The following is an 11,733-nucleotide window of genomic DNA, read 5'->3' as shown; positions in this document are numbered from 1 at the left end:
TCATGGTTCAGGCGTCGATCTGAACCTGACACAAAGAAAAGGGGCCGTGAGTGAATTCTCATCGCAACGCCCGTCGCATCGGTTTTACGCTCATCGAGGTGCTCGTCGTCATCTCCATCATTGCGTTGCTGCTGTCGATCCTGCTGCCGACACTCCGCCGCGCCAAAGATGCAGCCCGCATCGTGCTCTGCAAAACACAGCTCCAGCAATGGGGCCGGTCGTATCACAGCTATGCGGCGGACTTCCGGGAATTTGTCGGCGGGGCGACCTCCGAGCTGCGCGACTGCTACACGAGCATTTACGGCGGGATGGGCTGGTATCAAAACTCGCCCTGGGGCCAATCCACCAACGAGCTGTTCCGCTACGGCGTGATCAAAAAAATCACCGAGTGCCCCAGCCGCAGTGCCAGCGGCTACACCACCACCACCGGCGATGGCGACATCCAGCGCGACGTTCACCAGTCGCTCGATAAAACTTTCCAGTTCGGCTATGTGGACTATTACATCCTGGCTGGCTTTGGCTCAGGTTCAGAACCCGGCAATCCGCTCAACTGGTCATGGAACGGCGGAAATCCCACATGGAATGAGTCCTACGCCCTGGAATGCTGGGGTTTTTACAACGGCTACTGGCAGGAATGGAACTCCACCTCCGGCCCACCCACCCGCGGGCCGGTCACCAGTCTGCGACAGAACAAGTCGCTCAAGACCCCGATGCTCATCGATCGTTCTTTCTATCCCAACAGTGCCTCGTGGTACAACAGCAGCTTTGACTGCGGCGGCATCTCCAACCACGTGGGCAAAGGGCCGCGCACCACGGCGGGGACGGTGCCGCTGGCGGACGGCGCCAACGTCCTCCTGCTCGACTCGAGCGTCCAGTGGACCAAGTACAGCCTGACCAATCGCCTGGACTGGAACGCGACGACCAACCCGGAAGGTAATTACTTTTACTGCCGCGATTATTACAGCAACATCTACCTCGGCGCGAATATGGCGAGGTATTGATGATTGGTTGACGGCGGCGGCTGAGAAGGCAGGCAGCCTCACAGGGCAGAGTCACGGCAGTCGTTAGCCCACCTGTTGCTTTGGCTCGTTCTGGTGTTCATCTCTGTCCCCTTCGGGGTATCGACACTCAGCGCGATTGCTTGCGGTGCACTTTGTCGAACTGCGCGCTTCAGGCGGTTTCGTGGTGACGACGGCGGCGGTGCCCCGACTCGCAAAAGGCGGATTTTGAGCTGGGCTTAGTTCAACGCCATGTTAACCAAGTCTGCAAATATAAGATATTCAGGTGTTTATCTGACAAATAGTGCGAATTTAAAATCAATTATTATTTCAAAATAGATCGAATTTTTCTTGTATTTTAGTCGGATGGTGTTAGTTTTAACTTAGCACTCCGGGTGTTCCGGAGAGCGGGAACCATTTCAAGGCGGGAACCGCCTGACGATCATTATGCGGGGAAAAGGAGAACCTACATGAGCAAGCGATGGGTTTCATGTGCGCTGGCGGCAACCGTGTCCGTCATCGCGGCGCAAGCGGCATCGGCGGCGACGTTTGGCACCGGCCTGGGCGCGTTGACCGGCAAGACCTTCACTTTCCTGGAGGATGACCTCTCATACGGCCTGACCACAGCTACGGTCGGCGGAACCAACCTCAACCTCCAGACGGATGGCGGCGGGGGCGGAGCCAGCGTCTATATGCACGGCGGAATGGGCGGTGACAACGCGGTGCTCTTCGGCACCGGCGCGGGCAGTATCAACGAATTCCAGCAGCCGTGGGTACGCTTCTCGTTCACCGAAGACACCAGCGATCCGGGTTTCCCTGATCGGCAGATCTCGTTGTTCATCAACGGCCCCGGCAGCGAGAGCGGCGGCGCACGTCTGCTGGCGGGAATGTATTTCCAATCTGCCTACGTCGGCACGATGCGACGCACCGCAGCACCGAATGAAGCCAACGTCGCGCCTCCGGGCGGGCCTTACTCCCGCGTCAACGGCGAAACCGTGACGATCACCATGGGTGAGCGGCCTGACGGCACGATCGACTTCGTATTCGATTCCCCGACGTTGGGCGGCCCGGTGATGGTTACCTCGCCCTACTTCCTCACTTCACCCGGCTCGTTCTTCAGATGGTATCAGTTCGAGTTCCTCTTCCGACGCAACAGCGATGTCGGATTCAACATCGACTTCCCTCTTTTTGAGTTCGGCAATAACTGGCTCACCGAGGGCGCTATTCCCGAACCGGCGAGCCTCGGCCTGCTGGGTGCGGGCGGCCTGATGATCCTCAGCCGACGCCGCAAGGCCTGAGAACATCGACGCAGTAAAATCTCACGACAACCGCTCCGCGACGGTTCGCAGCCGCCGCGGAGTTTTTTTAGGTGTACCGCTGACCGCCGAACGCGACGAAAATGCCGCTTGTCCTTGTGAGCCGGAGGTATCGGGGTTTGCCGTCTCAGACATAAGACAGCCATAGGAAAAGCATGTCTCGACCCATCGCGTCTCAAGCGGCTGCGCTCGATGCGGTGACTCGATCGACAAGCCTCTGTTTTTTGGACAGGTTCTTAGAGGTCCGAGGGGTCGGCCGCATCACTTAATCATGCGGATGGTCATCGGGTAGCGGTAGGAGACGCATTCGTTGGCCTTGATCGCAGCGATGATGGTGAAGACCACATCCACGATACCCACCGCGATCAGCAGGAACACCCCCACGCAGACGAACATCAACGGAATGCAGATGAGCGCTGCGATGATCATGGTGATCTGGAAGTTGAGCGATTCCTTGCCCTGCTCATTCACGAAGGGGAATTCCTCGCGTTTGATGAGCCAGACGACCAGCGGGCCGAGGATTTGCCCCAGCGGGACACCGACAAAACCGCTGAACGCAGCCAGATGGGTGAACATCGCCCAGGTACGTTCCTCGGAGGAGTATTTGCTCTTCTGAGGCGCCGGTTCGGCTGGCGTGCCGCCTGCTGCCGATGCGCCGCCAGCGGCAGAATCCGGAGCCGGACCCGCTTGCGGATCAGCCGGAGTGCTGCCTTCCGGGGGCGGCGGTGAGTTGGGGGATTGGGTCATGGAGAATGGTCCTCACGAAGCCTTACCGGCGGACGGCCCCTGATACTGCGCGCTGCCGAAGCCGAGGATCGGATAGAAGATGAACGAGAGGAACCCAAGCCCCAGACCGAAACCGACACCTTTACCGAAAGACTTGGCGATGTCGATGGAGACGATGATGAGCGCGATGAGGCTGACGAGCGGGATGAGGAAGAGGACGATCCACCAGAGCGGCCGGCCGGCAATTTCCAGCAGGACGATGATGTTGTAGATCGGGACGATCGCCGCCCAGCCGGGCTTACCTGCCTTGACGAAGGTTTTCCAAAATCCAGCGATAACCAGAACGATGATGCCGATGTAAACCAACATAATCATGCAACCAACCGCGCCGTTCGCCAGTAGAGCTTGCATAGGGTTCCTCGCTTAGGGATTGGGATATGAATGCGACGCGAAATGTTTTTACCCGATGGGTGAACGGTTCGCAATGGGTCGCATGAAAATTGTGAATAATTGCCTGACTTTTCCAACCGCGCGATCATGCGGATCGCGCCTTCGTAAGATAAAGCCGTCGCTGATCGTTGCAGGTCAGAGCAACTCCTGACCGTACTTTTCACCCACCATGGCGTGGAGCTTCTTGATGTCTTCTGCACGGTCAGCGCGGCAGACGAGCGTAGCCTTGGGTGTGTGGATGACGATCAGGTCTTCGCAGCCGATCGCTGTCACCAGATGATCCGCCTCGCTGGAAGCGACAAGGGTGCGCCGGGTGTCGATGAGCACCTGTCGGCCCCCGCCCAGCGCGTTGTCCTGTGCGTCGTGCGGGCAGGTCTGGGCAAAGGCCGGCCATGAACCGACATCGAGCCAGGAGAGAGGCATGGGTACAGCCGCGACTCTCACGCTGCCGGTGGTGTCTTTCGACGCCGGCTCCATGATGGCGAAGTCCACGCTGATTTTTTTGAGCCTGGGATAAATCTGCGTCAGCAGCGCGTCGCGTGAGTCGGTGCGCCATGCGGCGCCGAGCTGTGTCAGGCCGTCGTAATTTTCCGGCGCGAATCGCTTGATGCACTCCATGAGAGTTGCGGCCCGCCAGACGAACATCCCGCTGTTCCAGAGATATCTGCCCGACCCGGCATCGACATAACGCTGAGCGGTGGCGGCATCGGGCTTTTCCTTGAACTGCACGACGACGCTGGCGTCGGGATTGATCGCCTCGGCCAGCTCCAGATAGCCGTACCCGGTCGCCGGATGGGTGGGCTTGATCCCGAAGGTCACCAGCACGTTGGGCTGCGACTGCGCCAGCGCGTAGCCGCGTTCGACGATTTTTCGGAACTCCTCCGCAGGCTCGATGATGTGGTCCGCGGTGAAGACGGCGATGACGGCATCGGGGTCATCATGCCCGATGACTGCTGCGCCCAGACCGACGGCGTTGAGCGTGTCACGTCCGGTCGGCTCGCCGTAAAAGCGTCCCGCCGGTTCGCCGCCGTGAAGCAATTTCACAATCAGATCGCGGTGCGTCTGAGCGGCACAGATGTGGATGCGCTCCGGGGGGATCAGACCGGCGAGGCGATCCATGGCGATTTCCAGGAGGCTCTTGCCGTTGATGAAGGGAATGAGCTGCTTGGGAAGACTGGCGCGGCTCATGGGCCAGAGTCGGGTGCCTGAGCCGCCGGCGATGATAAGGGCGTGACGCATGGCGACACTGTAAACCAGAGCATGACATTTCGCATCAGGGGGCAGCGGCCTCAGGCGTGCGGCACCATCGCGGCGACCGCCTCCGCCAGCGAGCGGTAGTCGCTCGCGCCGCCGGAGTTGTACGCATACTCGAAAATGCTCTTACCAAAGCTGGGACACTCGGCGAGCTTGATGTTGCGACGGATCGGCGGCTTGAGGACCACGGCATCGCGCCAGGGCACATCCATCTGTCGGGCTGCTTGAAGGAACGATCCCAGGTCTGCGAGCACCTCGCCGGCCAGCACGGTCTGGCCCTCGTACATGCAGAGGATGATGCCCGTCACCCGCAGCGCGGGGTTGACGGATTGTTTCACCAGCGAGACGGTTTCGAGGAGCTTGGACAAACCCTGTAACGCCAGAAAATGCGCCTGCATGGGCACGAAGACCTCATCGGCGAGCGTCAGTGCGTTGAGTGTCAGCAGGCCAAGGCTCGGCGGACAGTCGATGAGCACAAAGTCATAGGCAGCGGGCTGGCTCGCCGCCTGTCCCGCAGTCGGAGCGGAGGCCGCAACAGCACCGGCGGTTTTACCGACCGGCGCTTTTGAGTTCTTCGCTCCATGAATCAACGCGGCGCATTTTTCGCGCAGGACACGTTGGGCCTGACCGGAAGCCGTCAGTGCCGCCATCTCGGACTCGACTCCCGCCAGATTCACTTCGGCGGGCAGGACGGCCATGTTTTCGCCGACATTTTGCGCGATGGATTCGGCGGTGACGGCAGGATCAGTGAGCAGGTGATAGATCGAGCGCTCCAACGCATCGGGGTCCACCCCCAGATGGAGTGTCAGATGCGCCTGGGGATCGAGATCAATAAACAGGACGCGATGGCCAGCATTCGCCAGAGCGGCACCGAGATTGACGGTGGTGGTGGTTTTGCCGACGCCGCCCTTCTGATTCATGAGGGCGATGATGCGCGGTCGCGCCGCATCACGGGTCGCCGCGGTGTGCGGGGTGGCGGCGGGCGTGACGCTGCCGACGGATTGTGTTGCAGCGGCCTGAGTCAAAGTGATTGGCGCCTCCATGCGTTGAGAGCGTGATTGAGAAGCTCTTTCCGAACGACCCGCGACCATTTACGAAGCGGAGCTTCAACCCTCGTCGATAACCGACCGCTCCTTAACAGCCACGGCTCATCAGACTCGGAACTTTCCAATCAACCTCTGAGAAAAGTATAACGACAACCGGGACCGCCGCGTCAGTCTTTTTGGCGGCGCATCCGGGTGCGGTACGCGCGCGGGCTTTCACTCAGCCGCCAGTGTCGCAGCAGGCGCAGAAGGGAACCCGTAAAGCGTGGGCGTTCCAGAGGAGAGAGAGACCGTCGAGGGTACTCAGCGACGGCGACGTTTAAGTGATGCGGCAGCACCGAGACCCAGAATGAAAAGGCTGGCCGGTTCGGGGACGGGGTTTTCGTCGAAGTTAAGGTCGTCGATACCGATGGCACCCCAGTTGTTCGTGCCGGAGAAGTTCACTTCGAGGACGAGCGGGCCGCCGTAGTGGAATCCGGTCATGCCGGTGTTGACGGTGACATCGCTATAGATGGGGAGGTTGCTGAGAGTGCCGGAGTAGAGCACGGTGCCGCCGGTGGAATTGGCACGGAGCCACCAGTTGACGGTAGCGGGGCCGCCGCCGCCGTAGCTGGAGAATGTTTCGACCAGGAAGGAATTGACTTTCGCGCCGTAGGCGTTGCCGGCGCTGCTGAAGGTCCAATAGAACGAGTAACCGTCTTTGAGGTCAAGGTAGTCGAGCAGATCGGGCCATACTGGACTCTGCTTGTAGGTCAAGTGGCCGAGGCCGGCACCAGTGCTGTGGGAGTAGTCAACGACGAGGTTAGGCGTGAAGGCGTTGCCCTGGAGATAGTTGTAGGTCGAGCCGCCGCCGCCGGGGGTGGAGAGAGAGTTGACGTTATCGCCATATCCGGCATGGACGCCTTCGAAGCTTTGGTTGTTCACGTTGGGCGTGATTTCAAAGTTGAGAATGGTCGCGTGAGCAAGCGGCGCAGCGAATGTGAGAGCACCAGCAACAAGGATTGCGGCGGCGAAGGTCCGAAGCGAAAGACGATTGACGGGCATGGGTCCCTCTCCTTTGACCTGTGATATGTTCCAACAAGCTGCGGCTGTTGCTGCCCTCCTGTAGTGCAGCAACAGGTATTACAGCTTCAAGGATTGAATTTAACTCATCACTGATTTAAAAGCAAGATAAGACTGCTAAAAAACTCTATAATCTTCTCGAGCCAAAGCCATATTTACGTCATAAAGCCAGTAGTTAAAAGATCTTGAGACATGGTTGTTCGGACCTGACAGATCGGCGATAACAGAAGAATTGAGCCGCTTCGTCAGGTTTTTTGGCGGCGCATCCGGGTGCGGTACGCGCGCGGGCTTTCGCCTGCCCAACGGGTGAACAGTCGCGTGAAGTAATTGGCGCGGGGAATCCCCACCAGTCGGGCAATTTCGGTCACCGACTTATCGCTGCCGACCAGCAGCCGCTTGGCCTGCTCGACGCGATAGCGGCTCAGGTACTGCATCGGCGGCACACCCACCTCGGCGTGGAACAGCCGGACGAAAGAAAAGAGGCTCCGACCCGCGACTCCAGTGATGTCCTTAAGCGTCTTAGGCTCGTGGTAGTTCCGCGTCATGTAGTCGATCCCCCGGCGCACGATCGGAGAGACCAGGCCCGTTTTTCCGGTCAGGGATACCAGCCAGCCGGCCCGCGCCCGGACGGTGAAACAGTGGCCCAGCACCGTCAAGAGTGCAGCGGCGGCGCGAGGCTCGTACCCCGGCTTCGGACGGCGGATGATCTGCGCCAACGCTGAAAAATGACGCTGAAACTCCGCGCGATGGATCGGGGCGAAAATCGGATCCTGATCGGCGCGCAGCTCGGCGAACATGGCGGGCATCTCTCTGCCGTTGCAGAGCAGCCACCAGTTTTCCGCTGGGCCGCGTTGCGAGTTGCCGTATTCAGTCAGCCGCTGAAGATCCATCAGGCAAATCGCACCGGCACGGAGGATCACCTCGCGGCCGTCGATACGGTGCCACATCTCGCCGCGGCGGAGATAGTGGAGCAGATAGCCGTCACGGTTGACGTGGCGCGAGACGAAATCGCGCGGGGTGGTGGAGACCCCCATGGAGAGCACATTGGTCCAGAAACGCTGGGCGGGCAGGCTGGGGTAGTTGTAGTACTCGACACCCAGCCTCACCTTGCCGCCACGCCACATGAATCCCATGTTTTCATTCTATCTTTGTGCTCTCTTTTGAGCAATTTTGGGAATGTTTCGGGCAAAAGAATTTTGTGCAAAATCCGCAGCGGCTGCGGCTTTCCGAAGTATTCTTGAGTGCATCCTGTCGCATTGTGCAACCGGATTGTTGATTGAATCACCATTCTGACCCCAACTTTTTGCAGGAGGATTTATGAAAGCGAAGCTCGTTCTATTGGCTGGTCTGGCGACCCTGGTTTCCCCCCTGGCGACTCAGGCCTACATCGTTAACGACAGCAGCTCATTCGACGTGGCGTACGGATATACCGACACGTCAGGCGGATGGAATGCGCTGGAAACCTCGTCCACCAACACCCCCGTCACCGCCACCAACGGCGTACCCTTCACCGTCGGCAACTTCAGCATTACCGTGACCGCCACCGGAAGCTTCTTCGCCACCGTCGGCGTACAGTTCCCCGGCCGCGTCCTGACAAACTACGACGGCGCCAACTTCCCGAATGAAAGCAAGACGGCATACAACAACGAGTTCACCGTGTCGGTGACCTACAACGGCCCGGCTGGTCCCTTTGGTACAACCCCCGGCAGCGAACAGGTAAACCTGGCGATCAGCTCCATCTCCATCTACGGGCTGAAAATTCCTTCCCTGGGCACCTTTTCGGTCAACTGGGATGAAACCACCTCCGGTCACACCGGCAGCGGTCCGAGCGTAGCTCTTGTCGAAAGCGGAGCGTCAAACATCGCAGCGAACTACACCAACATCGCCTGGACGACTGCCACGGACCTGAGCGCGCTTGGCTCAACCGGCACCACGGTCACTCGTTACTTTGAGATTCCGCCCGGTTCCGGCGGAACCAGCGGCCAGCAGTCATATGCTTCCTACGACGGCTTTGTCATTCAAGGCATCGCGAACTTCAGCTATGACATCCCTGAGCCGGCCAGTTTGGGCCTTCTCGCACTGGGTGCAGCGGCGATTCTCGGCAGAAAGCGGTCCTGATAAGGCGAGCGTTTCTTTGACTCGCTCCATCGTGTTTCAACCCATACGACGAAGCTCAACTTTGATTTCAATGGAGGATTTATGAAAGCGAAACTCGTTCTATTGGCTGGTCTGGCAACCCTGGTTTCCCCCTTGGCGACTCAGGCCTACATCGTCAACAACAGCAGTTCGTTCGATGTAGCGTATGGTGCCACCTCTTCGGGGTGGAACGCTACGGAAACGTCAAGCTCCAACACCCCCACTGGGGCCGTAAACGGCACGCCGTTTACGCTCGGTGATTTCAGCATCACCGTCACCGCCAGCGGCGCCACCCCTTTCAGTTCCCAAGCGGTAACGTTCTTCAACCGCGTCCTTGCCGGCGATCTGGGTGGCGCTGACATGTACAACAACACGTTCAGCGTGACCGTGACCTACAACGGCCCGGCTGGCCCATTGGGCACAACCCCCGGCAGCGAGCAGGTGACTCTGAGCATCGACAGCATCTCCATTTACGGAATGCGGTACACCGCATTCGGTCCCGCGACGACGATGAACTGGGAGGAGACGACCGCCGGCCACACCGGAACCGGCCCGACCGTCACCGTTCAGAACAGCACAGCCGAAACTAATCCGGCTGCTTTTACAAACATCGCCTGGACGACTGCTACGGATCTGACCGCGCTTGGCTCGACAGGCACCACGATCACCCGCGCGTTCCAGATCCCGCCGGGGGCTGCGGGCAGCCCTGGCGACCCATCGTTCAACCCCTTCGACGGCTTTGTCGTTCAAGGCACCGCGAACTTCAGCTATGACATCCCTGAGCCGGCCAGTTTGGGCCTTCTCGCACTGGGTGCAGCGGCACTTCTCGGCAGAAGGCGGTCCTGATAAGGTGAGCGTTTCTTTGACTCGTTCCATCGTGTTTCTTCAACCCCATACGACGAAGCTCAACTTTGATTTCAATGGAGGATTTATGAAAGCGAAACTCGTTCTATTGGCTGGTCTGGCGACCCTGGTTTCCCCCTTGGCGACTCAGGCCTACATCGTCAACAACAGCAGTTCGTTCGATGTAGCCATGGGATACGCCGTCTCACCTAATACCTGGAAAACGACTGAGTCCGCAGCCACCAACACTCCGAACACCGCTGTGAATGCCACCCCCTTCACGGTGGGCGATTTCAACATCACCATCACCGCCACAGGCTCTGGGTTCAGCAGCAACGGTCCATACTTTCCAAGCCGCGTGATGACCGATGGCGACGGCAACGGCCTCGCCGCTTACAACAACGAGTTCACGATCTCCATCACCTACAACGGCCCGGCTGGCCCCTTTGGTACAACCCCCGGCAGCGAGCAGGTGACTCTGGCGATCGACTCGATCTCCATCTACGCTCTGAAATATCCCGGTTATGGACAAAGCACGATCAATTGGGACGAGACCACCGTCGGCCACACCGGCAGCGGGCCGGGGGTCGCCATCCTGGAGAGCAATGCTCTTACCCTTGCTTCTAATTACACCAATGTCGCCTGGACGACTGCTACGGACCTGACCGCACTTGGCTCAACCGGCACCACGATCACGCGGTACTTTGAGATTCCGCCTGGTGCCACCGGTGGCACTACCGACCAGTCGTACGCCGCGTTCGACGGCTTTGTCGTTCAAGGCACCGCGAACTTCAGCTATGACATCCCTGAGCCGGCCAGTTTGGGCCTTCTCGCACTGGGTGCAGCGGCACTTCTCGGCAGAAGGCGGTTCTGACGCCTAGGATTTCAGGTGTAACCGCTGATAAAGCAGGCATCCTGATCGTTTCGTTGGTCGATAAGGTTTATATCAGCGGGAAGAAAAGCGGTTGAATGAAAGATCCTAAAGGGTCTGAAATGATGTCGAATCAACGAGAATTTAGTTCGAGCAGCGATGAGATCATGAGTGCAACAGCGGAGGTTTTACGCACGAAGATGCCGCGAGATGCGGCAAGTCACCGCGTGCAACCTCACGGATCACGGGGCAGTGCGTTTACGCTTGTCGAACTGCTCGTCGTCATTTCCATCATTGCGCTGCTCATTGCGCTGCTGCTGCCTGCTCTGGCACAGGCACGCGAAGTGGCACACCGCGCCAAGTGTCTCTCCAACACTCGACAGATCGGCATCGCGACTCAGGCTTACTTCAACGACTACAAGCAGCACTTTCCTCCTGACACCACCGGCTGGACCACAGCGGTGCTCATGCCCTATCTGGGCCTGGACTCACTTAACTCGCACACTCATGTCTTTTATTGCCCAAGTGCTGAAGGCAAGCCGGAGGACTTCACCTATGGCAACGGATGGGCGGGCTATGACTACGGCGGAGCCTATGGCAGCGCCTACCGCCGTGAGTGCTACGGCTACAACCGCTCGCCGCTTACCCGGGTGGACTACGGCATTCCGATGATGGTGTATTATCTTGATCGAATCCCGGTGCCGTCGGCGACGTTCTGGGCAGCGGATTGCAGCGGCGCGGAATACCGTGCCGGCTACGTACACTACATCCCCGGCTACCGGCATGGCGGCTCACCTCCGCCGTCATACAACTCGATGATCGAAAAACCAAACGGAGTGGGGTTCAACTCGTCATTTCTGGATGGACATAGCGCATTCGTACAATGGCCTACCTTTTGGACGTGGTACAACGCAGGCAGCCCCACTGCCCAGCCGTACGCTTGGTATTGAAACGCCAACAGAGCCGCAGACTACGCCGCATATAGGACCGGAGACTTTGCCTCCGGTTCTGAGATGCTGACTTGGCAATTGTGC

General features: G+C 59.0%; 12 protein-coding genes. 6 read left to right on the top strand and 6 right to left on the bottom strand.

Annotated elements, in window-relative coordinates:
- Window positions 1-50 precede the first annotated feature (50 nt).
- Entirely contained in the window at window positions 51-1,001 is a 951-nt protein-coding gene (locus IT444_12160) for a prepilin-type N-terminal cleavage/methylation domain-containing protein (protein ID MCC7193526.1), read from the top strand.
- Between the two features lie 467 nt (window positions 1,002-1,468).
- A complete protein-coding gene (locus IT444_12155) occupies window positions 1,469-2,296 on the top strand; it encodes a PEP-CTERM sorting domain-containing protein (protein ID MCC7193525.1) in 828 nt (275 codons plus the stop codon).
- A gap of 279 nt (window positions 2,297-2,575) precedes the next feature.
- Here the strand turns inward: IT444_12155 and IT444_12150 are convergent, their stop codons facing one another.
- From IT444_12150 to IT444_12125, 6 genes are all read right to left on the bottom strand, one after another.
- Entirely contained in the window at window positions 2,576-3,061 is a 486-nt protein-coding gene (locus IT444_12150) for a DUF4870 domain-containing protein (protein MCC7193524.1), read from the bottom strand.
- 12 nt (window positions 3,062-3,073) lie between these two features.
- The gene (locus IT444_12145; GenBank protein ID MCC7193523.1) at window positions 3,074-3,451 is read right to left on the bottom strand and encodes a hypothetical protein; all 378 of its coding nucleotides are present in this window, start codon (window positions 3,449-3,451) and stop codon (window positions 3,074-3,076) included.
- Window positions 3,452-3,625: 174 nt separating this feature from the next.
- Entirely contained in the window at window positions 3,626-4,729 is a 1,104-nt protein-coding gene (locus tag IT444_12140; GenBank protein ID MCC7193522.1) for an NTP transferase domain-containing protein, read from the bottom strand.
- Between the two features lie 50 nt (window positions 4,730-4,779).
- Window positions 4,780-5,787: a ParA family protein gene (locus IT444_12135; protein MCC7193521.1), complete on the bottom strand. Its 1,008-nt coding sequence runs from the start codon at window positions 5,785-5,787 to the stop codon at window positions 4,780-4,782.
- A 303-nt stretch (window positions 5,788-6,090) separates the two neighbouring features.
- The gene (locus IT444_12130; GenBank protein MCC7193520.1) at window positions 6,091-6,831 is read right to left on the bottom strand and encodes a PEP-CTERM sorting domain-containing protein; all 741 of its coding nucleotides are present in this window, start codon (window positions 6,829-6,831) and stop codon (window positions 6,091-6,093) included.
- Between the two features lie 263 nt (window positions 6,832-7,094).
- On the bottom strand, window positions 7,095-7,982 hold the full coding sequence (locus tag IT444_12125) for a helix-turn-helix transcriptional regulator (GenBank protein MCC7193519.1): 888 nt from the start codon (window positions 7,980-7,982) through the stop codon (window positions 7,095-7,097).
- Between the two features lie 184 nt (window positions 7,983-8,166).
- Between IT444_12125 and IT444_12120 the strand changes: the two genes are divergently transcribed.
- The 4 genes from IT444_12120 (at window position 8,167) to IT444_12105 (ending at window position 11,649) form a co-directional block, all read left to right on the top strand.
- Entirely contained in the window at window positions 8,167-8,967 is an 801-nt protein-coding gene (locus IT444_12120) for a PEP-CTERM sorting domain-containing protein (GenBank protein MCC7193518.1), read from the top strand.
- A gap of 81 nt (window positions 8,968-9,048) precedes the next feature.
- The gene (locus IT444_12115; protein MCC7193517.1) at window positions 9,049-9,831 is read left to right on the top strand and encodes a PEP-CTERM sorting domain-containing protein; all 783 of its coding nucleotides are present in this window, start codon (window positions 9,049-9,051) and stop codon (window positions 9,829-9,831) included.
- An 85-nt stretch (window positions 9,832-9,916) separates the two neighbouring features.
- On the top strand, window positions 9,917-10,702 hold the full coding sequence (locus tag IT444_12110; GenBank protein MCC7193516.1) for a PEP-CTERM sorting domain-containing protein: 786 nt from the start codon (window positions 9,917-9,919) through the stop codon (window positions 10,700-10,702).
- 197 nt (window positions 10,703-10,899) lie between these two features.
- Window positions 10,900-11,649: a DUF1559 domain-containing protein gene (locus tag IT444_12105; GenBank protein MCC7193515.1), complete on the top strand. Its 750-nt coding sequence runs from the start codon at window positions 10,900-10,902 to the stop codon at window positions 11,647-11,649.
- The last annotated feature ends 84 nt before the right edge of the window (window positions 11,650-11,733 follow it).

It is taken from the genome of Phycisphaeraceae bacterium (genome assembly GCA_020851465.1).
In the GTDB taxonomy this organism is placed as follows: domain Bacteria; phylum Planctomycetota; class Phycisphaerae; order Phycisphaerales; family Phycisphaeraceae; genus JADZCR01.
The sequence above is the reverse complement of the archived record's forward strand: the minus strand, read 5'-3'. Positions and strand labels throughout refer to the sequence as shown.